The organism is Acinetobacter terrae (assembly GCF_013004375.1).
Lineage (GTDB): Bacteria > Pseudomonadota > Gammaproteobacteria > Pseudomonadales > Moraxellaceae > Acinetobacter > Acinetobacter terrae.
Genome location: NZ_JABERI010000009.1, coordinates 36763 through 59541 on the forward strand (window position 1 = coordinate 36763; position 22779 = coordinate 59541).

22 protein-coding genes are annotated in these 22779 nt (G+C 39.9%); 8 read left to right on the plus strand and 14 right to left on the minus strand.

All coding sequences use genetic code 11. The annotated features are described in order from the left end of the window. The first annotated feature begins 84 nt into the window (after nucleotides 1-84). Together argF and HLH14_RS05000 are read left to right on the plus strand one after the other, a co-directional pair. The gene (gene argF, locus HLH14_RS04995) at nucleotides 85-1005 is read left to right on the plus strand and encodes an ornithine carbamoyltransferase (protein ID WP_067724713.1); all 921 of its coding nucleotides are present in this window, start codon (nucleotides 85-87) and stop codon (nucleotides 1003-1005) included. A gap of 98 nt (nucleotides 1006-1103) precedes the next feature. Then, nucleotides 1104-1574 carry a hypothetical protein gene (locus tag HLH14_RS05000; RefSeq protein WP_067724711.1) on the plus strand — a complete coding sequence of 157 codons (471 nt, stop codon included), beginning with the start codon at nucleotides 1104-1106 and terminating at the stop codon, nucleotides 1572-1574. Between the two features lie 25 nt (nucleotides 1575-1599). Here HLH14_RS05000 and HLH14_RS05005 read toward each other — a convergent pair whose 3' ends face one another. The 8 genes from HLH14_RS05005 to rpiA form a co-directional block, all read right to left on the minus strand. Next, a complete protein-coding gene (locus tag HLH14_RS05005) occupies nucleotides 1600-1953 on the minus strand; it encodes a YnfA family protein (protein WP_067724709.1) in 354 nt (117 codons plus the stop codon). A gap of 116 nt (nucleotides 1954-2069) precedes the next feature. Further along, a complete protein-coding gene (gene clpA, locus HLH14_RS05010; protein WP_067724707.1) occupies nucleotides 2070-4346 on the minus strand; it encodes an ATP-dependent Clp protease ATP-binding subunit ClpA in 2277 nt (758 codons plus the stop codon). Between the two features lie 9 nt (nucleotides 4347-4355). Continuing rightward, complete coding sequence (clpS, locus tag HLH14_RS05015; RefSeq protein ID WP_067724705.1) at nucleotides 4356-4769, minus strand: ATP-dependent Clp protease adapter ClpS; 414 nt, start codon at nucleotides 4767-4769, stop codon at nucleotides 4356-4358. Between the two features lie 18 nt (nucleotides 4770-4787). After that, nucleotides 4788-5543 (minus strand): DUF6776 family protein, encoded by a 756-nt coding sequence (locus HLH14_RS05020; protein WP_067724703.1) that lies wholly within the window; start codon nucleotides 5541-5543, stop codon nucleotides 4788-4790. 78 nt (nucleotides 5544-5621) lie between these two features. Continuing rightward, complete coding sequence (argC, locus tag HLH14_RS05025; RefSeq protein ID WP_171255194.1) at nucleotides 5622-6677, minus strand: N-acetyl-gamma-glutamyl-phosphate reductase; 1056 nt, start codon at nucleotides 6675-6677, stop codon at nucleotides 5622-5624. 363 nt (nucleotides 6678-7040) lie between these two features. Further along, on the minus strand, nucleotides 7041-7382 hold the full coding sequence (locus tag HLH14_RS05030) for a hypothetical protein (RefSeq protein WP_067724699.1): 342 nt from the start codon (nucleotides 7380-7382) through the stop codon (nucleotides 7041-7043). Nucleotides 7383-7611: 229 nt separating this feature from the next. After that, nucleotides 7612-8295: a M48 family metallopeptidase gene (locus HLH14_RS05035; RefSeq protein WP_067724697.1), complete on the minus strand. Its 684-nt coding sequence runs from the start codon at nucleotides 8293-8295 to the stop codon at nucleotides 7612-7614. A gap of 137 nt (nucleotides 8296-8432) precedes the next feature. Further along, a complete protein-coding gene (gene rpiA, locus HLH14_RS05040) occupies nucleotides 8433-9104 on the minus strand; it encodes a ribose-5-phosphate isomerase RpiA (RefSeq protein WP_067724695.1) in 672 nt (223 codons plus the stop codon). Nucleotides 9105-9211: 107 nt separating this feature from the next. On the opposite strand from rpiA, the gene ilvA reads away from it, so the two are divergent. Then, nucleotides 9212-10750 (plus strand): threonine ammonia-lyase, biosynthetic, encoded by a 1539-nt coding sequence (ilvA, locus tag HLH14_RS05045; protein ID WP_171532769.1) that lies wholly within the window; start codon nucleotides 9212-9214, stop codon nucleotides 10748-10750. 61 nt (nucleotides 10751-10811) lie between these two features. Here the strand turns inward: ilvA and HLH14_RS05050 are convergent, their stop codons facing one another. Then, a complete protein-coding gene (locus tag HLH14_RS05050; RefSeq protein ID WP_067724690.1) occupies nucleotides 10812-11357 on the minus strand; it encodes a hypothetical protein in 546 nt (181 codons plus the stop codon). Nucleotides 11358-11682: 325 nt separating this feature from the next. Between HLH14_RS05050 and HLH14_RS05055 the strand changes: the two genes are divergently transcribed. Both HLH14_RS05055 and HLH14_RS05060 read left to right on the plus strand, forming a co-directional pair. Continuing rightward, nucleotides 11683-12333: a potassium channel family protein gene (locus HLH14_RS05055; RefSeq protein WP_067724688.1), complete on the plus strand. Its 651-nt coding sequence runs from the start codon at nucleotides 11683-11685 to the stop codon at nucleotides 12331-12333. Between the two features lie 3 nt (nucleotides 12334-12336). After that, complete coding sequence (locus HLH14_RS05060; RefSeq protein ID WP_067724686.1) at nucleotides 12337-13677, plus strand: TrkH family potassium uptake protein; 1341 nt, start codon at nucleotides 12337-12339, stop codon at nucleotides 13675-13677. A 385-nt stretch (nucleotides 13678-14062) separates the two neighbouring features. Here HLH14_RS05060 and HLH14_RS05065 read toward each other — a convergent pair whose 3' ends face one another. The 4 genes from HLH14_RS05065 to HLH14_RS05080 all read right to left on the minus strand — a co-directional run bounded on the left by HLH14_RS05065 (nucleotide 14063) and on the right by HLH14_RS05080 (nucleotide 19802). Next, a complete protein-coding gene (locus HLH14_RS05065; RefSeq protein ID WP_067724683.1) occupies nucleotides 14063-15217 on the minus strand; it encodes a phospholipase A in 1155 nt (384 codons plus the stop codon). A 24-nt stretch (nucleotides 15218-15241) separates the two neighbouring features. Further along, nucleotides 15242-18181: an insulinase family protein gene (locus HLH14_RS05070; protein ID WP_067724681.1), complete on the minus strand. Its 2940-nt coding sequence runs from the start codon at nucleotides 18179-18181 to the stop codon at nucleotides 15242-15244. A gap of 201 nt (nucleotides 18182-18382) precedes the next feature. After that, nucleotides 18383-19153 carry a COG4705 family protein gene (locus HLH14_RS05075; protein ID WP_067724679.1) on the minus strand — a complete coding sequence of 257 codons (771 nt, stop codon included), beginning with the start codon at nucleotides 19151-19153 and terminating at the stop codon, nucleotides 18383-18385. Nucleotides 19154-19352: 199 nt separating this feature from the next. Further along, nucleotides 19353-19802 carry a GNAT family N-acetyltransferase gene (locus tag HLH14_RS05080; RefSeq protein WP_067724677.1) on the minus strand — a complete coding sequence of 150 codons (450 nt, stop codon included), beginning with the start codon at nucleotides 19800-19802 and terminating at the stop codon, nucleotides 19353-19355. Between the two features lie 137 nt (nucleotides 19803-19939). Between HLH14_RS05080 and HLH14_RS05085 the strand changes: the two genes are divergently transcribed. The 3 genes from HLH14_RS05085 to HLH14_RS05095 are packed head-to-tail and all read left to right on the plus strand — an operon-like array spanning nucleotide 19940 to nucleotide 21916. Then, nucleotides 19940-20944 (plus strand): adenosine kinase, encoded by a 1005-nt coding sequence (locus HLH14_RS05085; RefSeq protein ID WP_067724675.1) that lies wholly within the window; start codon nucleotides 19940-19942, stop codon nucleotides 20942-20944. Nucleotides 20945-20958: 14 nt separating this feature from the next. Further along, a complete protein-coding gene (locus tag HLH14_RS05090) occupies nucleotides 20959-21270 on the plus strand; it encodes a Rieske (2Fe-2S) protein (RefSeq protein ID WP_171255200.1) in 312 nt (103 codons plus the stop codon). A 28-nt stretch (nucleotides 21271-21298) separates the two neighbouring features. Next, nucleotides 21299-21916, plus strand: a complete 618-nt coding sequence (locus tag HLH14_RS05095) for an OB-fold-containig protein (RefSeq protein WP_067724672.1) — start codon at nucleotides 21299-21301, stop codon at nucleotides 21914-21916. 87 nt (nucleotides 21917-22003) lie between these two features. On the opposite strand, the gene HLH14_RS05100 is transcribed toward HLH14_RS05095, so the two are convergent. After that, nucleotides 22004-22669, minus strand: a complete 666-nt coding sequence (locus HLH14_RS05100; protein WP_067724671.1) for a YidB family protein — start codon at nucleotides 22667-22669, stop codon at nucleotides 22004-22006. Nucleotides 22670-22779 lie beyond the last annotated feature (110 nt).

Here is a 22779-nt window from a genome sequence, read left to right on the forward strand (position 1 = left end):
TATATTAATCGATTCCCTTTCACTTAACCAACCAACAACTAATTGTTGTTTTGTTTTCTATTCAGCAATTATTGTGGAGTAACCATGGCTCTACGTCACTTTCTGACCTTACGCGATTTATCGACTTTAGAACTTAACCAAATTTTGCAGCGCGCGATTGAACTTAAACGCAAGCAACATAGCAATGAGGTGTTCCAACCTTTTGTCGGTAAAGTTATGGGCATGATTTTTGAAAAATCGAGTACCCGCACACGTGTTTCGTTTGAAGCAGGTATGAGTCAATTCGGTGGTAGTGCAATTTTCCTCTCTTCTCGCGACACTCAATTGGGTCGTGGCGAGCCGATTGAAGATTCTGCACGTGTGATTTCAAGCATGCTTGATATTATTATGATCCGTACTTTTGGTCATGACATCGTAGAACGCTTTGCTTCTTATTCCAAAGTACCCATCATCAATGCCTTGACTGATGATCATCACCCTTGCCAGTTGCTTGCTGACATGCAAACTTATTTAGAACACCGTGGTTCTATTGAAGGTAAAACCGTTGCATGGATTGGTGACGGCAACAATATGTGTAACTCTTATATTGAAGCAGCACATATGTGGGGCTTTAAATTAAAAGTTGCTGCACCTAAAGGTTATGAACCACAAGAGAGATTCTTGTCTGAATTTGCGCACTGCGTAGAACTTGTTGATTCCTCTGAAGATGCAGCTGTGAATGCCGACTTGATCGTAACTGACGTTTGGGCAAGCATGGGCCAAGAAGAAGAACAGAAAATTCGTGAAAAAGCATTTGCTGATTTTCAGGTCAATGAAAAACTCATGGATTTAGCGCATCCAAATTGCCTGTTCATGCACTGCCTGCCTGCTCACCGTGGTGAAGAAATTTCTGAAAATATGCTTGACCATAAAAATGCAGTAGTTTGGGATGAAGCAGAAAACCGTTTACATGCTCAAAAAGCTTTGGTTGAATTTTTACTGAATGAAAATTTAAAGAAAGACTAATTGATTAGAAAAATCTTAAAAAATTAAGCACCTTCGGGTGCTTTTTTTATACTCGAATGACTATAATAAATACATAACTTTTATAAGTGATTATAACCATGTCTTTAAAAATAATCGTTTTATGCCTAAGCAGTTTGCTTTTAGTCAACACAGCACAAGCCAAAGCTACAGAACTCGACCAGTATTTGCTTAAAAAGCAAATCCTCGATCAAACTTATAAAATTAAAGACACCAAAGCGCTGAATGAACTTTTAGATGTCATCAGTGATGAAGATTCTCGCACCATGCCCTTTCAAGTTGATCAAAACACAGTGATTGAACAATTGCGTTTATATGCCGACCATATTGATATTCAAGGCATTATCACTACACCAGATTTCACTCAATTTGCTGAAGATATTGGCGATAAAGAAGTAAAACTTCTGATTAAACAAAATTTAATTCAAAATTGTCATTTATTTTTTGAGCATGAATTCCAGCGTATAAATCCATATCATGTTGCAATCAAACTCAGTTCAGATAATAAAAACTATCATATGAACATTAAAAACACTGAGTGTCAGTTTTAACATGCCTATTTGATACGTTAGTTCTCTAACGTATCAAACCTTGGGGCTGTAAAATAATCATCATCGCACCCAGTATGACCACCAATCCACCCAACATATCCCAGCGCGTCAAGATCACCTGATCAACATAGCGCAGCCACATTAAAGCGCTAAAAATATAAATTCCGCCATAAGCCGCATAAATCCGACCAGAAGCTGCTGGATGCAATGTCAGTAACCATACAAATACTGCAAGGCTTAAAGCTGTTGGAAGCCATAACCAATGTGATTTCCCTTGGTTTAAAATTAAATATGGAAAATAGCAGCCCAAAATTTCTGCTATTGCTGTGACAAAAAAAAGGCAAAAAGTGGTTACTACCTTGGTGATTTGAATATCCATGAATTCTTATATCGTTTGATTCGTTCCTTCTCTTTTTGAAAGAAGGTCGGGATAGATGAGAGTAAAGAAAAAAAAAAAACCCGTGCGAACACGGGTTATTTTATCCATTCAGGTGATTATGCAGGTTCAGCAGTTTGATCTTCAAACACTTCAAGTTTCAAGCCCACTGCTTTGCCATTTTCTTTCTTCACAGAAACAGCGACATTACCACCGTGTTCTGCAAGCTCACCAAACAGAATCATCTCAGCAAGCGGTTTTTTCAAATGTTCCTGAATCAAACGTTGCATTGGACGAGCACCCATTAAACGGTCATAGCCATGTTCAGCCATCCATTCACGCGCACTTTGATCCACTTCAAGAATCACTTTCTTATCATCAAGTTGTGCTTGAAGTTCAGTCAAGAATTTATCCACTACATTTTCGATAACCGTAGTTGGCAATGCATTGAATTGAATCACACCATCTAGACGGTTGCGGAATTCAGGCGAGAACGCTTTCTTCATTGCATCCTTATTGTCATTACTGTTGTCTTGTTCCATAAATCCAATACTCGCGCGAGAAATACTTTCCGCACCAATATTGGTGGTTAAAACAAGAATCACATTACGGAAATCAGACTTGCGACCATTGTTATCGGTCAATGCGCCATGATCCATAATTTGCAATAACAAATTAAACACATCTGGATGCGCTTTTTCAATTTCATCCAGTAGCAATACGCAATGTGGATTTTTATGAATCGCATCGGTCAGCAAACCACCTTGGTCAAAACCAACATAACCCGGAGGCGCACCAATTAAACGTGAAACCGCATGACGTTCCATATATTCAGACATATCGAAACGAACCAGTTCCACACCTAACAGTTTAGCCAACTGTTTAGTCACTTCGGTTTTACCCACCCCAGTTGGGCCTGCAAATACAAAGCTACCCACTGGCTTATCGGGTGATTTCAAACCTGCACGCGACAATTTAATAGCAGAAGCAAGTGCTTCAATTGCATCATCCTGACCGAATACCACGCGTTTAAGATCACGTTCAAGATTACTTAATACAGTCTTGTCATCTTTCGATACAGTTTTCGGGGGAATGCGCGCAATTTTAGAGATGATATCTTCGATATTTTCAACCGTGATTACAGTATCATCTTCCTCTGCTTTCAAACGGCGCTGTGCACCCGCCTCATCAATCACATCAATGGCTTTATCCGGCAAGAAGCGATCATTAATAAATTTCGATGAAAGCTCCACGGCTGCGACCAAGGATTTATCGTCATATTGAACATGATGAAAATCTTCAAATTTAGATTTTAAGCCACGTAAAATATCAATCGTTTCAGAAATAGAGGGCTCATTGACATCGATTTTCTGGAAACGACGCGACAAAGCATGATCTTTTTCAAAGACTTGACGATATTCCTGGAAAGTGGTTGAACCGATGCAACGTAATGAACCATTCGACAAAGCAGGTTTAATTAAGTTTGATGCATCCATAGTGCTACCCATACTTGAGCCTGCACCAATAATCATGTGAATTTCATCAATAAACAGAATCGCTTCTGGTTTCTTTTTCAACGCATTCAACAATTGTTTCAAGCGTTTTTCAAAGTCACCACGGTATTTTGTACCTGCAACCAGTGCACCAATATCCAGGCTATACACTTCTGCATGAGCCAGGGGTTTAGGCGCTTTACCGTTCACAATCAGCCAAGCCAACCCTTCAGCAATCGAGGTTTTACCCACACCCGGATCACCCACCAGCAAAGGATTGTTTTTACGACGGCGACATAAAATTTGCGCGGCACGTTCAATTTCTTTTTCACGCCCAATTAAAGGATCTGTTTTTCCTTTTTGAGCTTCGGTATTCAAATTAGTGGTATATAAATCGAGAGGTCCTGCATTTGAAGAACCCGATGTTTCACCATCTAACTCTTCAACTTCTTCTTCGGCTTGCACTTCTTCTTTGCGCGTACCGTGAGATAAATATTGAGTTAAAGTTAAACGATTAATTTGATGACGTTTAAGCAAGTAAACCGCAAAAGAATCACGTTCAGAGTACATTGCAACAAGAATGTCTGCACCTTCAACAGTTCGATCACCACCGCTGGATTGCACATGGAAAATCGCACGCTGCAGAATACGATCAAAACTTTCAGTCGGATGTGGCGCCTGATCGCTATGTTCGCCTAATTTAGGGGTGTGTTGTTCAACGTATTCTTCTAGTTCTTTACGAAGAACGATAATGTCCGCACCACACGCTTTAAGCGCATTTACAGCAGAGTCATTATCAAGTAAAGCCAACAATAAATGTTCAACCGTGAGAAACTCATGTCTCTTTTGACGAGCCATGCTAACAGCCAAACGTAAAGATACTTCTAATTGACGACTGAGCATGTAATCCCCCTAATCTTTTGGCTCAATCTGACAAAGCAATGGATGACCTTGTGACCGAGCATAATTATTGACTTGGTTCGCTTTCGTTTCCGCAATGTCTCGTGGATAAACGCCTGCAACACCTTTCCCTTCATAATGTACAGTTAGCATTACTTGGGTGGCTTGGTCAAGATTCAAAGCAAAGTATTGTTGTAAAATTTCAATTACAAAGTCCATTGGGGTGTAATCGTCGTTCATCAAAACAACCGCATACATGGGTGGACGTTTTAATTCGGGTGGCGCAGTCTGTACCGCGATCTCACCCTCAGATTCATCTTGCGAGTCATTGCTTAAGCGTGGACTAATATGCCAATCGACATACCCTGATTGATGAAAAGAACTTTTGATGGCATTTAAACAATTTTGACGCTTATTCATTCGCATAGGATTTAAAATTCACATTTATTGTGCATTTGCTTCTGCTTGAGGAATTTCAGAAATAAATGCAGATTGACTCTCAATCGGTTTACCACGGCCCCAACTAAAACGTTTAGTCACTGGCGTACTTGTTCCACCCGTTAAACGGACTTCAATGAATTGTGGCGTAAAACCTTTAGGCATGGTCCAGCGGCCAGTTAAACGCTCTGAATCTTGAAAATTAAAGTTCTTGTCTTCCATGGGAACAACCAGAACCTCTGTACCCTGAATCAAGCGTATTTCCACAGTTCCAGAGGTGCTACGTTTGCTCGGACTCACTTGAACCAAATCAAGTTGGTATTCATAAGCATTGTCAGGTAAAGGTTTAATCCCGATATTCTGGATCGTCAGGCTCAGACCGCCACGCTGGCGCAACACTTCACGATAAATCGCCCCTAAACCTTCAGACTGGACTTTATCTTCACGGGCTTGATTCAGCGCAGTAAACAAATCATTCGAATTACTCACTGCAACATCACGCTCTTGCACTGCCAGATTCAAATTTTTGTTCAGTGTTTCCAGGCTAGTCTTTTGCTTTTGCACAACTTCAACCAGTTGTTCAGCATCCGCTTCATAGCCGACAACAGTCAAACCTTGGCGATGCCCAACTGAATAGCCCAGTAAGCCACTACCCGCAACCAGAATTGCAGCCCCAACGGCTAAAGGTAAATTCCCCTTAGCAAAAAGCTTTTTACTCAGTGCTGTCTGTTGTGACGGAGTATTTGATTCAGTGTTCGGCATCGTCATCTCTTATTTTGATTCATTCAAAACACACATTTAAATCCAAATCCAAATGTGTGTGAAGCTGAAAAACGTTTTTTATGGTAATAAACCAATCCCTGCCAGTCCTGCATTTTCAGCAAAACCAAACACCAGGTTCATATTTTGTACAGCTTGACCCGCAGCGCCTTTCACTAAATTGTCTTGTACGGATAAAACCACCAATCTTTTCGGCTGTGGTTTATACAAAGCAATACGAAGCTGGTTTGCACCGCGCACAGAACGTGTTTCAGGTGAACTGTTTGCTGGCATTACATCAACAAATTGTTCATTGGCATAGAATTGTTCATACAAGGTTTGCAAATCTGCTGCATCACCTGCATCTGTTAAATCGACATAGATTGTGCTGAGCATGCCACGAATCATGGGAACCAAATGCGGTACAAAAAGAATATGATCAAACACGCCTTTTTGACCTGAAATATTTTCCAATGCTTCCACAATTTCAGGGTGATGACGGTGACCTGCAACGCCATAGGCCTTAAAGTTGTCGGCATTTTCAGAATAAATCATGCCTAAACTTGCTTTACGACCTGCACCAGAAACACCTGATTTTGCATCAATAATAATGCTTTCAGGTTTTACCAAAGCTTCAGCTTGTTTAAATAATGGCGCAAGACCCAGTTGTACCGTGGTTGGATAGCAACCCGGGTTACCAATCACGTTGGCTTGTTTGATTTTTTCACGATTCAGTTCTGACAAACCGTAAACGGAATCTTTTAAAATATCTGGGCAGGCATGTTCAAGACCATACCATTTTTCAAATTGTTCTAAGTCTTGTAAACGGAAATCTGCTGCCAAATCGATGACTTTAGTATTTGCTGCCACAAGTTCTGCTGCATGTTTCATTGCCACACCATGAGGGGTAGCAAAGAAAACCACATCGCATTTTTTTAGTTCATCAACGTTTAAATCTGAATATTCAAGATCGGTATGACCACGCAAGCTTGGGAACATGTCATCTACACGGCGACCTTTTTCGGTACGTGATGTCAGTACATTGACTTGCACATTTGGGTGTCGTAGTAAAAGACGCAACAATTCAACGCCTGTATAACCTGTACCACCGACAATACCAACAGTAATCACGATCACTACCTCAAATTTAAAGTGTTCATTTCGTAACTGCGTAGTATGACAGGAAGTTTTGGTTTTCTAAACTGTTTTGGATAGCTGATTAAAGTTTTTAACCTTAAAACCCAATATACGTATTTATATCGCACTTATGAATATGCATCACAACAATTGATATAGATCATTTATAAATCGCTCCGTATTTTTTATATCCGCCTCCAAAAAAGGAAGTAAATCAAGTTTACTCTCACCAACTGAAATCTTTCTATCTTTTGTAATTTTAAAATCAGACCTCTTTCATAACTTTTCCCAGACATTAAAAAAGCCCAGTTCATTAATGAATAGGGCTTGTATTAAATATGATGAGTTGAGGCTTTTGGGATATTATTTAACGTCTAGATTTTCTAAATCTTTAATACTCATTAATTTATAGCCATCTTCCGTCGGATCACCATCTTCAATATTATTGGTGCACAAGATTCCTTCTACCACACAAAGATGAGTCACAGTTTCATCCCAGCTATCATTATTTAATGTAAATTCAGGATCTTCTTTCCATACATCCTTGCCCGTTTCTTCATCCCACTCAGGCCATTCTTCTCTCTCCCAGTCCCATCCACGCTTAAAGCATGCCTGCTGAGCTTTATCCCAAGTCTCTTTGTCTGGTGTTTCAATACAAATTTCCAATTCAATCTCCACAGCGACTTTGGCAACCTGCCAGTTCACATAATTATGATAACTGCATTGTACTGGGCCGATAACTAAAAAGAATAGACTCTTTCATAAATCATTTTTTATTAAGTTCCACATTATAAATTCCAGCAAATAAATTAAATTTTAATACTAATTTTTACCTCTATGCGGTAACATTCAGACAGTATTTTAAAAGTTAAGATTTAACTTTATATTTATATACCTAACACAACTCATTAAATTTAATAATTAAAATATTATTCTATGATGAATACCACCAATATGGCATTGGACTACTTTTTAGAATTTTACGATGCTGTTGAAAATTGGCATCATGCTTGTGAACTTCCGCCCAAAAATGCGGGCTATGATCAAAATGCTTGGTATGTGCCAATTCATGTACGCACACATAACGGGCGATATGCTTCGGAAATAACACCAAACCACTATTCAACATAATGTCATGCTTAGAAGTACAACTGCCCCATCTAGTTTTTGGCTGGCGAATTGCACATTTTCCAAAACTTAAATTACTTTCTTGGCTTACATACTCTAAATAAATAGGTAAATGTTCTTTTGCGTAATTAATGATGAAGGCTTTTAAATACTGCTCAGGCTGACGATTACTAATGAATAGCTGTAAATTTTCATCATCAAAAATAAAGCAATGCTTTTGGTTTTGATAGGTAATTTCAACAGATTGATCTAAATTAAACAGCTGCAATTCATTCGGTAAAGTTTTGTCTATTTGAATAATTTTTTCTTGTTGTTTCTGCCAAGTTTGAATGAGCCATTGCTCAGACTGATCTATAAAATTTTGAATTTGTCGTTTAGAGCACAATACTGGTGCAGTTAAACGGATCTGAGTCGGCTCAACACGTAAGCGTAAATTCTTCGCTCGCGCATGACGGACAATTTTGATTTCTGGTAGGTTGTTTAAAGTCATTTTTCTTTTATTCTTAGAATCCTTCCCAACCCTCCTTTTTCAAAGGAGGGAGAAAACCGTGCTTTTATACAGTTAGGCTTCGAAGTCTCCCTTTATGAAAGGGAGATTTAGAGGGATTATTTTTAGGAGGGTTAAGTTTAAACTGCAGTACGTTCTTCAATACCATTATCAGTTGCAACAACAGCAATATCCGCTTTATTAATTGCGAAAATACCGTTACACACCACACCCGGAATATTATTGAGGGTTTTTTCTAGCTCAAGCGCATTCAAGATATTGAAGTTATGAACATCTAAAATCACGTTACCGTTATCAGTGACTACACCTTCACGATAAACTGGATCACCACCTAGAGACACAATTTTACGGGCTACCGCAGAACGCGCCATTGGAATGACTTCTACAGGTAATGGAAAGTCATGACCCAATTGCTCAACCCATTTAGAGTCATCGACGATACACACGAATTTTTTCGCAATTGAAGCGACAATTTTTTCACGAGTCAGCGCAGCACCACCACCTTTAATCATATGCATGTGACGGTCAATTTCATCAGCGCCATCAACATAAGCATCTAAGCCGCCAACAGAATTCATGTCGACCACTTCAATACCTAATTTTTTAAGGCGTTGTGCTGTCGCTTCAGAACTTGCCACCGCAGCTTCCAATTGCAATTCTGGTAATAATTCAATGAGGAAGTTCACAGTACTTCCTGTACCTACACCCAAAATCCCGCCTTTAGGCAAGTGCTTTAAAGCAGCTTTCGCAGCAGCTTGTTTCTTTTCATCTTGGGTCGCATACAGACTCATAACTTGGCTCAACTATTTTTTGACATTTGTTGCTGATTAAACAGCCCAAATGTACAGGGGTTTGTTACAATAAAGGCCTATTTTAAACTGTTAGATGGAAAATTAACATGCTGTCTCGTTTGGTTCGACAAATATTACAAGCAACGGTGTATGACGTTGCAATCGAAACTCCACTCGAAGCAGCGCCACGAATTAGTGAAAAGCTAAACAATAACATTCGCTTTAAACGCGAAGATTTACAACCTGTCTTTTCCTTTAAACTACGCGGTGCTTATAACCGTATTAGTCAATTACCGAAATCTCAGTTGGAACGTGGCGTTATTACGGCTTCAGCAGGTAACCATGCGCAAGGTGTGGCTCTATCTGGTCAAAAACTGGGAATTCGCGCCATTATTGTGATGCCTAAAACTACACCTGACATTAAAGTCCAAGCGGTAAAACGCCTAGGTGGTGAAGTGGTATTACACGGCGATTCTTTTGATGTTGCCAATAAATATGCCATTCAGTGTGCGCAAGATGAAGGCATGACTTTTATTCCGCCATACGATGATGAACTCGTTATGGCAGGTCAAGGCACCATCGCCAATGAAATTTTGCGTCAATGGCGTGATGTGGAATATGTATTCGTTGCTGTAGGCGGTGGCGGTTTAATCGCTGGTGTTGCGGCTTACTTGGGTGATGTTGCCCCACACGTGAAAGTCATCCCTGTTGAATATGATGAATCAGCATGTTTAAAAGCAGCCTTTGAAGCCAATGAACGTGTGATTCTGCCATCTGTTGGACTATTTGCAGATGGTACGGCTGTAGCTCAAATTGGTGCAAAACCCTTTGATGTGATTCGCCTGCAAAAATCAGACAACTCAGGTCCAATTGTTGAGCGCGATGTGATCTTGGTCAACACTGACGAAATCTGTGCAGCCATTAAAGATACCTACGATGAATGCCGCAGTATTGTTGAACCTTCTGGTGCCATGGCACTTGCAGGGATTAAAAAATATGTAGCAGAATATGGCTTAGAAAATAAAAACATGGTGTCGATTGTTTGTGGTGCCAACATGAACTTCGACCGTCTGCGTTATATTGCCGAACGTACTGAACTCGGTGAACGTAAAGAAGCCATTTTTGCAGTGACCATTCCTGAAGAAAAAGGTTCATTTCTGAACTTCTGCCGTGCCTTGCAAGGTCGTAACATCACTGAATTCAACTATCGTGCCAGCACTTCCAGTGCTGCTCAAGTATTTGTCGGCATCAGCTTAAAAAGTGGTGAAAAAGAACGTCACGACATTTATGACACCTTGGCAACGCAATATGATGTTGATGACTTGTCTGATGATGAAGTTGCAAAACTGCATATCCGTTATTTGGTCGGTGGTCATGCGGACATCGAAAATGAGCGTTTATTCCGTGTCGAGTTCCCGGAACGTCCAGGTGCATTACTGACTTTCCTGGAACGCCTGGGTCCAACGCATAACATCACCCTATTCCACTACCGTAATCACGGCGCAGCGGAAGGTCGTGTACTGGTTGGCTTGGAAGCAAGCGATGCGAAACAGAATCCAGATGGTTTAATCGAAACACTGGAAAGTATTACTTATCCATATGCAGAAATTACCAATAACCTGGGTTATCAGCGTTTCCTAAAATAAGACTCAAACATCAAAAAAAGAGCCAGTAAATGGCTCTTTTTTTTAAAAAATCCAAAAAGTTTTAAGTCGACCTTAAACAGTCCAGTTTTATATAGTGTTCTATACAAATCCCTTCATCCTTAAATTGCTTCGAGAAAGATTTACAGAATTTATGGATTTCAACATCCTCATTGGGAACTGCCATCCAATACGCCGTATCTGCATAAATGATTAATAATTCTAAATTTTTCGACTCTAAAAAAGTAAAAATTTCTTCAAAAACAATATCAAAAGCCTGCGCATTCACATTGTAGTATTTCCCAATGACCTCTTTATGCTTCTTATAATGCTCATATAAAGGCGTGGTTCTTTTACGAATTTGCTGCTGGGTTAAACCCATATCAATATTCATGTGCTGCAAAATAGCACATCGCTCCAGCCCATTTTCATGAGGGTTTTCAGAATCAACAGACATTAAATAAGCCTGGAAATGGTTAGCCACTTTTTCAGCTGCCATCCACGCCAGAAATTGCTCAAAGAAGTGCCTGTTTTTCTTCTTTGGGATTTCCCGTTGTTCCAGCAGCGGAAACCATCCCTGCAATATCTTAAAGATCTTTTTATCATCCATTTTAATTCACTATAAAAATAGAAAATTATCTGAGTAAATTATATACAGGGTTTTGGAAGGTTTTGTGACGTTATGCAATGAGCACAATCGTTCTTTATCTCCTCAAAATTCCCTCAAATGATTAAGCAGTAAAAATTCAATAATTTATAAAATTCTGCATATTGATATTGCCTGCATGCGATTATGCCCTCTTAGAAATAAACCTTTGTTATATATAATTTTGTAAGCCTGATAGCTGAATGAATAATAAAATTATAAAATGAGTTTATAGTTGCATACACTTCATGAATCAAAACCACATAAAAATGGATAAGGAATAATCTGGATGGCACTATTTACAGTCATTGGTTTAGGTAGTTTTGGTGCCACCGTTGCAACCCAACTGGTGAATTTAAATCACGATGTGATTGGTATCGACAACAACAAAAGAAATGTTGAAAGCATTTCAGACCAAATCACCCATGCTGTGATTGCAGATGCCACCGATGAACATGTGCTCAAAGAACTGAATATTCAAAACTGCGAAGCTGTTGTGGTCGCGATTGGTGAGGACATAGAAGCCAGTATTTTATGTGTCCTGCATCTGAAAAACATGGGCATGAACAAGATTTGGGCCAAAGCTAAATCCAAAGCCCATCACATGATTTTGACCCATCTTGGCGTGAATAAAATCATTCATCCAGAAGAAGATATGGGTACCCGCGTGGCACAGTCTTTAAGCTACCCGATGGTTAGTCGTTATATGGGTATAGAAGATAACCATTTCATCGTTAAAATTGAAATTAAGGCAAATCAAAAGGGTGAGCGCTTCCACCACCTTATGGATCATGGCTCAGGAATTAAAACGATTCTACACAAACGCGGCAAGGAAATTATATATAGCATTGATCCCAATTTAATTTTGCAAGAAGGTGATATCTTAGTGGTTGAAGGTGAACTTGAACCATTACGAAAACTGTCTGCCCGGTTTAAATAAAATATGAATCAAGCGCAAAATAAAAACCATCATACTGTCAATCTGAGCCCTCCCAGCTTACTTGCCTTAGGGTTCTTAAGTTTTATTTTTGCAGGCACATTATTACTTAAACTCCCCATTTCCCATCATGGGGAATTAAGCTGGCTCAATGCCCTGTTTACCTCCACCTCCGCCGTGACCATTACTGGGCTTTCCGTGGTCAATGTCGGGGAAGCCTATACCACTTTTGGTCAAATCGTGATTATGCTTTTGCTGCAGATTGGTGGCTTGGGTTTTATGACTTTTGCCATCCTTGCAGCATTAAGCCTGTCTTCCAATATCAAATTAAAACAGCAAGTCATGGCGCAGGAAACCATTGGTCAAACCAGTCTGGCCAAAGTGTCTTTCACCATTAAAGGCGTGCTTTTATATTCCTTATTTTTTGAAGCTATGGGCACGGTTATTCTGACCATTGCCTGGATGCAGGAATATGAGTTTACCCGCGCATTTTTCTATGCTGCTTTTTATAGTGTTTCTGCTTTTAATAACGGTGGTTTTTCCCTTTTCCCGAATAGTTTGATGAGCTTTGCAGACCATTACTTGATTACTTTTACCATTAGCATGCTTTACATTATTGGCGGAATTGGCTTTGTGGTACTCATGGATATTAAACGTGCCCATCGCTGGAAAAAATTAAGTCCCAATAGCAAATTAATCCTCTCCACCATTGCAGGGTTAAACTTGGTTGCCTTTATCGTCATTTGGGGATTAGAAGCAAACAATCCGCTAACACTTTCTAGCATGAGCTTGGGTGATCAAGCTCTAAATTCCTGGTTCCATGCAACGGTTCCCCGCTCATCGGGTTTTAACAGCCTGGATATGTCCAGCATGACCGATGCTTCAACCTTAGTTACCATGATCCTGATGTTTATTGGTGGTGGTTCATTAAGTACTGCGGGTGGCATTAAAGTCGGCACCTTTATTATTGTGGTTTTAAGCGTCATCACTTTTTTACGCCGCTCTGAAGAATTACGGGTATTTAATCATTCCGTTTCCAAAACCACCTCATTTAAAGCTTTAGCCGTCGTTTCAATCACAGCCATTTTAATCTTTTTTGGATTTTTTACCCTGCTGATTTTAGAACCAGAAAAAGACTTTCTGGATTTACTCTTTGAGGCGGTTTCAGCCGCATGTACCGTAGGCTTGTCCCGTGGGGTAACCAGTGAACTTCAACCTGCAAGCTTGATTGCTTTAATCTTACTCATGTTCGCAGGCCGTTTAGGACCGCTTACTTTAGCCTACCTGATTGCCACCCCTAAAAAGAGTCGCTTAAAACACCCACCGGCAGATATTCAAATTGGTTAACTGTTATGAATTCTCGATGTAAAAAAACCACTCCATTGAGTAATGCTGATCAGTTAAGGGATTTGACCATAAACTCCTTAGCTTTTGGATTATTCACAGCGGAGTCTTATTTTTTTAAATCAAATATTTGGAGTTCATCAGTTCTTTTGTTTAGCCAAAAGAACCAAAAGCATTTGTCATTCGCAAAACTCGTCCACTACCACCGAGTAGCAAATCCATCGCAGAAACAGTAACTTCTTAATGTAATCCTGCCTCAAACAGTTGCGAATGACGGATCCGCGTATCAAATAACATGATGAATTCAAAATAGAAAATGCCAGCCAATTTCTTAACTGACTGGCATTAACTCTATAGAGTGGTTTTTTTTATGATGCTTGGATAAATTTTAATACCAATTCATTAATGACACCCCTAGACCGACATAGGTCGCACGGTGGTTATAATCAATCAGGCTTTCTCCATAACCATCAAATAACTGGAAGTGTCCACGTAATTTCCCACTAATCGGGAATGCCCAATCAAACTGAGCAGCCCCATGTGCATCATCACCGCCTTTAAGCGAATGACGCAGCATAAGTGAAAATTCATGATCATTCTTGCGGTAGAATGCAGTTAAATCACCACGACCAATATAATTTTTAATGTCAGGATTGTTATCATCTTTGGCAGTTTCTTCAATGCGATACCAAGGACGCACCATTAACGCAAAGTTATCTCGCTCAAAACCAAGATTAAAAATCACCCGATTCCAGCTACGCGATAAAGGATCTGCTCGACCATTGGATTGATGGTTCAGCGTCAAACCCAGTAAACGTGCATTTAAACCCAAGATTTCATAATTGGTCCGAAAAATCAGACTGGCTTCAGGTTCATAGTTGGTTTCACGGAAAGGACGAGATTCATCTGCGTTATAAACCTGCCAACGTGATGATTGCGTATAACCGAACCAGATATCACCATTGTCACCAAACAGATTTTCAACCGCTTTGGTTTTTAATGATAACTGGAATTTAGCTTCCATCGATTTCAGATTTTGCTCATCACCCACTTGAACCGTATTATTTTCATTAGGACTTGAAGGACGTTCATTTTTATCAGAAGTCCAAAATCCTGGCATGAGATAAACTGGCTGATGCGCACGAATATTCCAGGTACCGAGTTTACTGTCGGAAGACAATTCCCAACGCTTATCCAGCAATGACCGATTTGGGTCAATTTTCGGACCTTCAACAGCAAACAGATTACTGACTCCCTGACTGATTTTTTCTTTAATCGTTGCTGGTTCAGTCGATTTAGGCGCCATTTCATTTGCTGCCTGACGTTCTGAAAGCAGCGGTGTTTTATCAGCCTCAGGAACTTTAAACAAAGCATCGTAACAAGCTAAACGATCTGCATTGGATTCCAATGCCACACAGGCTTCAGGACTTGCCGGTGTAATTGAAGATTCGGGACTTACTGCATTTACATTCGTCACATACAATGAACTGAGCATGATCATGCTCAGTTGCAAAGTAGTGCGTTCAATTGTTTTGAACGCCATAGGGTCTTACCTCAGTTTATTCTTTTAGTTTACTTGTTTGATATCAAAACCAAGTTCAACCAAGGTGTCACGTTTCGCAACGGGTGCAACCACAGCTTTCACTGGTTTTTGCTGAACTAGATATTGTTCTGCAACGCGTTTTAAATCATCCAGAGTCACGGCAAGTAAACGTGCACGCAATTGTTTTCGAACTGCCGGCGTACGTGCATGTAATAAAGCATAGCAAGCACTAATCGCCTCCCCAGCTGGAGAACCCGGTTTATCCATGCTCGCAACCAAGCCTAAAATTGCTTCTTCAAGTTGATGCTCTAAATGCTCGGTATTCAACAACCAGTCAATACTTGCTTCAAAGTCTTTAAATGTTTCTGCTAAGCGCGGATCACGATAGCTATAAAAACGGAACGAACATGCATTGCCATCATAACTCGCCCCACCACCATAAGCCCCACCTTTTTCACGAATTGCACTATGCAAGAAGCCATTACGTAAATATGCAGCCAACACCATTAACGGCGCTGCATCAGGATGAGAGACTTCTACAGCAGGATAAGCAGCAGCACAGAATTGAACATTGGCTTGAATTAACCATGCTTCGTCTTTATTGCTATTTTCTGTGAAAATTGTCGTTAATTCTACCGGTGTTTTATCAACGGCCAACTTGTCCCAAACATCTTGAATTTCTTCAATCAAACGATCAGATTGATGTTCTTCACACACCAGTAAAAACTGTTTTGGAGCTTGTAAAAGTAAACGATGAATGGCTTTTAATTCCGCAATTAACGCATCATATGCAGCTTCGTCATTTTCAATTTTAGTAACCAGCTCACTTAACCAGTTCAGTGCACCCAAGCCGGTATTTTGATAATCTCGTTGCGCTAAAGCACTACAGTTACGTGATGCAATTTGCATCGCATAACTATGACCTGAACCTGAAATACGTGATTGCCAACGTGTTTTACGTTGTTGTAATAATTCAATAATACGGTCTTTTTCATCAAAACGTAGTTGTTCAAATGCCAACTTCAATATACGAATGGCTTCAAAATTATTCACCAACGATTTGGTGGTCAAGGTTAACCATGCACTGATTTTATTTTTGTCATCCACTTTAGAGCGTAAAGATGCACCCATCCCAACGCCACCGCTGACCGCTGTTTGCAGTTGCTGAAGCTCAAGATAATCGTACTCGCCAGCGCCGACTTCACCCAACAATACAGACAACAAGGTGAAATATGGTGACTGCACCACTTCATCTGGAATTTTAACCGTCACTTGTTGATAGTAAATACCATTTGTACCTGCATGGTACAAATTCAAAGGCGTATCGTAATTATTGCTGATAATTTCGCGCAATTGCCCCTGCACAATATGCAAGTCAGCAGGCACATCTTCCAGACCTACTTTTGGCAACAAGTTCATATCATCTGGTGTATCTTGACGAACTTTTAACGCTTCAGTTTGCTTGATAATTTCAGCTTTTTGCTCATCAGTCAGTTTGGCACCAATTTCAGCCAAACGTGCTTTTTCAGCTTCAGATTCCTTCGCGGATTTCGTTGCATCAGGTACTAAAGTCATTTGCACACGATGAGTATTATCAAGCAAATGTTCTTTAATCAGATTCGACAACCACATTGGGTCTTTGAGTTCTTCTTTGACTTGCTCAATCGCGGTATCTACGTCCCAAACATGAATTGGGTCACTGTGATGAATCACACTGCCTAAACCATTTAAAATCAGGCTTAAACCATATGGCATACCGTCGCCATTGATTTCACGCTGATGCAATTCAATCTGATGCAAAATGGCATCGACCATTGCAGAGTCAACGGGTTTAGAGGCAACATCTTGCAGAATTTTGAATACGCCCTCTTTGAATTCCTGCGCATGTTCAGGATTTGAACCCTGCACGCCACAGAAGAAAGTCATTTCAAAGTTTGAATCATCTACGCCCATAAGTGGACCGGTAGATTGTGCATAATCACAGGTTTCGAGGTAATGAAGTAAGGGCGAAGCAGAATCTTCAAGCAGAATTCCTTCAACCAGACGCATGCCTAAGCGCAGTTTAATATCACTCGCTTCAGGTAATAACCATGAAATCACGTGATAGGTTTTATCTGTTAAATCTTCTGCATCTACAGCATAAGTTTCTGTGACTTCAATCGGCGCAGTTAAACGTGTTTCAGGCGTTGAATGCAGCGTTTGACCTTTCTCAAATTTAGACAAGGCCAAAGTTTCAAATTGTTCTTGTAAGTGATAGGCAGATTCATTACCAAAAGTCATAAACACAGCATTACTTGGATGGTAATGTGATTTATAGAAATTGACTAACTCTGGGTAAGTTAAATCTGGAATATCTTTAGGATCGCCACCTGAATTGTAATGATAGGTGGTTTTCGGAAATAAATGATGCGCCAATTGATGATACAGCTGATCTGAAGGAGAACTCATTGCCCCTTTCATTTCATTAAACACGACGCCTTTATAAACCGGTTCGCCATTTTCCAGCTCAATACGAATACCTTCCTGAGCGAAATCCAGTTCGTTTAAATTCGCAGCAAAAGCAGCATCCAAATACACTTCCAACAAGTTCTGAAAGTCTTTTTTGTTTTGCGTTGCAAATGGATAAGCTGTCCAATCGGCTGAGGTAAACGCATTCATAAAGGTATTCAATGAACGACGAATCATCAGGAAGAATGGGTCACGGACAGGGAATTTTTCAGAACCACAGAGTGCGGTATGTTCTAAAATGTGCGCCTCACCCTTTGAATCCATCGGTTGAGTACGGAACGCCACCAGAAAGACATTTTCATCAAGATCACTTGCAAGGTGATAATGCGTCGCACCGGTCACTTTATGTTTATATTCAGACACAAGAACGTCTAAGGCCTCAACATGGTGTTGACGTATCAACTGAAACGCAGGATGAACAGTTTGAGTAATGGTTTCAGTGACATCTACAGTCATGTGATCTCCTAATGTATACATATTTATAAGATGTTGTGATTATACCTGAATCTTGAACTATATGGATTCGTACAGTTACGAATTTCCTAGCATTTCAGTCTAGTTTCAACGTCCTTCTTTTTTAATCAAAATCAGCACGATTTTCAATGCAAAAAAAATAGCAACTAATTGCTATTTTTTAAATCATACCCCAAAACATTTTCATGTCTTTAGAACAGGTTTTGATGTGACTTTATTGCTCAAATAAATACACAATAAAATCGCCATAAATATCACAGCTGAAGCTGTGAAGCGGCTTAAATCCAGACCACCAGAAGCGATCGGCTTATCCAGAAAATCACCCACCACTGCACCCAACGGGCGGGTTAAAACGAATGCACTCCAAAATAACAAAGTTCGTGATACATGCGTAAAGAGGTAAAGTGCCAAAATTAACAAAATTAGACCTACGAAAAGGATAATACCACCGCTATAACCCAGTCCCATGGTATCTGCCGACCAATCTCCTAAAGCCGTACCCAGAGTTTGGGAAAAGGTAATGGTTAACCAATAGAAGATTTCTGCCCGTGGATAATTCACTGTATGCGGTGAAATACTGCCTTCAACTTTATACCAGCTCAATAAAGACAAGCAGACCAAACCCAGCAACACGCTACTTCCGCCGATATATCCGATCCCCAATGACCGATCGACAAAATCCGCCAGTGTCGTTCCCACAGTGGTACTGGCAATAATCGTTAGCCAATACAAATAAGGTCGGTAAGATTTAGAACTGATTTGAAAAAATAGGAAAGCAACAAAGAATACCGCGAAAATAAAGGTACTGATCAGGTAGCCCAAATTTAAAGACATCGATACAGCATCGCCACCAGTTTCACCAAAGGTTGTGGCAAAAATTTTAGTAATCCAGAAAAGCGCGGTGATTTGAGGAACTTTAGAAATGTGAGCTGCAATATTTTGTTGTTGATTCATCAATCTGACTCAATCAAGATCTTTGCTGATATTTTCAATTGAAGCACTTAACACAACATTAAAATTTAAAGCTGTTTTTTTGACTTTATAGAATCTACTCGAGCAATTAAAAACTCATCCGTGGAATTTAAAAGTGAACGTAGCTCATGACGCTGCTGAGTCTATAGCCCCCACAGCATCATGACCGGATGTGATTAAACTAGAGTAGATATTTGAAATAACTATAATTCGGATGATTTTCAACAAAGACGTAATTTTGTTTCTGATAAAAATTTGCTGCAGATTTTGTGTCTGTATTCAGACAAAGTGCGGAAAAATTTGCACGGGCATTTTTTTCCAAATGTTGTAAAAGCTGTTTACCCACACCATGCTTACGGTATTTCGGTAATACGTAAAAACGACGTACACGACCAATACGGGCATCAATTTCATTTTCATTCCATTGCTGATTTAAGCCACCACAGGCGATCAGTTTCTCATCATCATAAACAAAAAAAAGAAATTCCCCCGGTTGATCAAACCTGTTTTTGCCACTTTCATATTCTTCAACCAACTGATCAATAAGCTGGAATCCTTCTTTCTGAGCTTGCTTGGCTAATTCTGTGATTTGTGCAGGTAATTGTTCAGCTTTAGCAATCGTGATATTCATCTAACCTTCCTAATCCTTTCCTATAGTGCATTTTGTACGAATAAATCAGCCATATATTGAATTTTATTCATCAATCTACAGCAATCATGAGCATTGGTGTAAACTTAGCGTTTTATTTTGAAATGTGAACGAAAGACATGGCAACTGTTGATCTTTTTGCAATTGGTAATGCATTAATCGACCAAGAATTTAAAGTCTCTGACGATTTCCTTATTCAGCAAAATTTGCAAAAAGGCACTATGCAGTTGACTGATGGTGAAACACAAGCAAATTTATATAATAATTTAAAAGAAACGCAAGTATATAAAGGTCAAGCATCGGGCGGATCTGCTGCAAATACCACCGTTGCTTTTAGTGCTTTAGGCAGTAAAGCATTTTACGGATGCCGTGTCGGTAATGATGAGTTAGGTCGTATTTACCTAAAAGGCTTAAATGAAGCCGGCATTCAAACTACTGAAAAATCAGTCAGTGATGGTGTGACTGGTACCTGTATGGTTCTTGTCAGCCCTGACTCTGAACGCACCATGCAAACTTTCCTGGGTATTACTGCAGAACTCAGTGAAGCACAAATCAATTTTGAACCGTTAAAAACAGCAAAATGGCTCTATATTGAAGGTTATTTATCGACCAGCGATACTGCACGCCAAGCCGTTAAACACGCACGTGAAATTGCCAAAGCTAATGGTGTAAAAATTGCATTAACTTTATCTGATCCGGCAATGGTGCAATATGCCCGTCAAGGTTTGGATGAATTGCTTGATGATGGCGTAGATGTATTACTTTGTAATCAGCATGAAGCGTTAATGTATACAGAAACCGATTCAATTGAAGCTGCATTGGCTAAATTGCAATTGAAAAGTAAATACACTGTCATTACATTATCTGCAGAAGGCGCTTTAATTTCTGATTCAGAGCAAACCCTTAAAGTTCCAGGTCGCAAGGTAACAGCGGTCGATGCCAATGGTGCGGGTGATGCTTTTGCGGGTGCTTTCCTTTACGCATTAAATGCAGGTTTAAGCCTTAAAGCTGCTGCTGAATTGGCGATTTTGATTTCAAGTGAAGTCGTTTCACAATTCGGCCCACGTTTGAGTGTAGAAAATTACGCGGAATTATTAAACAACTTCCAAAAGGAATGTGCATAATGATTAAAATTGCGATGATGGAAGAAATTCCTGAACGTGAAGCGCGTTCATACGAAACGCCGAATGGTGACACCATTTTTATTACCCAGCGTGATGGTGCATTTTATGCCTATCAGAATCTCTGTCCGCACTTACAGGTTGAACTGGAGTTTTTAGAAAACCAGTTCCTGGATCGTGACCAGGAATATATTGAATGCTCTACACACGGAGCACTGTTTTTGGTTGAAACAGGTGAATGTATTTCTGGTCCTTGCCAGGGGCAATCACTTGAAAAAGTAGCGATCAACGTGCATTCTGATGGTGGAATTTACCTCAACGAAGAATAAATAGAACACACCCTACTGGAATCTTGCCATGCTTGAGTTTTTGCAAAACTATGACTTAATCCCGTTTCATTTAAGTTTATTGGCTTTAGTTTTACTCAGCATGGCAGAAACTATTGGTTATTACTTTAATATTCGACCTACGCAATATCTAAAGAAACTGTCTCCAAAGAAACTCTCTGAATCACCACTGTTGAATGTTAAATTTTCCAAAACACTGATTGTGGTATTTTTACTGATGAACTTCAGCTTTGCTGGCTATTTTCTTCAACTGTGTGTTTATACCCAGCAACAGGAATTTCTGCCCGCATTTTACTTAGTGATCCCCGCACTCATCATTGCGATTTTCTTCACTGTGTTTATGATTCATTGTCTTGATCAAGTCATCAAACCTACATTCACCAGACAACAGGTTAGTTTGCTTGGACGTCTAGCTACGATATCCAGTGGCAATGCCCGCCCAGGCTTTTCTGCACAGGCACGGGTTAGAGATAGCTTCGGTCAATTGCATTATGTTCAGGTTGAGCCAGAATTTGGTGAACTCGAATTTCAATCACAGATTATTTTAATTCGTTTAAAAAAATCGCACTATATTGCTAAAAAGATATCCAAATCCAACACACTCTTTAGCATGGAAAACCATCAGTAACATTTAAGTAATTAGTCATCAAAATTAATTTTAGATATAAAAAAACCAGTCAAGTCAGCAACCCAACTGGTCTTAAAAAGCAAAATCTTAACGTTTAAGAAAGCCAGAAACCAAGTTCATGACTTGCTGAATATCTGCATTGGCTTCTTGTTTATTGGTCTGTTCACCTTGTGGGGTCAATGAATCAATAATTTGTGGTAAAACCGTTGAAATCGCACTGTAAATATCCTGTTTAGGCACATGCGCTTCTTCCGCCACTTTTTCTACGTCCTGCTCATCAAATAAGCTTTGAACCTGTTGTTGATCCACACTTGCATTTTCACCCGGACCAGTCGAAACCCAATCATCCACTTGGCTGGTTAAGCCCTGACCTTTTAATTTATCCAAAGCACCTTGTATCCCCCCTTGCTTTTGAATCCATGCCAAAACCAAAGGCAAAACTGCAATCAATAATGTTTTTGCACCACCACCAACATTACCTGTTTGTTGTGTGCTTTGAGTTTGTTGGTTTCCACCCCCTAGATGGCTCAGGACCGAACCCAAAATCTCACCTAATCCACCTTGTTGTGACGGTTGGGATTGCTGGTTGGGTTGAGATTGTTGCTGCGTATTATTACCGCTCATCTGTCCCAAGATGGAACCCAAAATTCCACCTAAACCGCCCTGTTGTGATTGAGGTTGTGACTGATTTTGCTGGTTGCCACCCAAAGCCTGTTTCGCCAGCATTTCCACAATATTGCTAAGGTTTGTCATCGTATTATCCTTTTATTCGCTTAAGAAAAGCATACGATGCTTTCAAAACTAGGAATGAGGACAAATTGTTAAGTTTTGCAAGATTTAGAAAAGCAATAAATGCTTGAGTC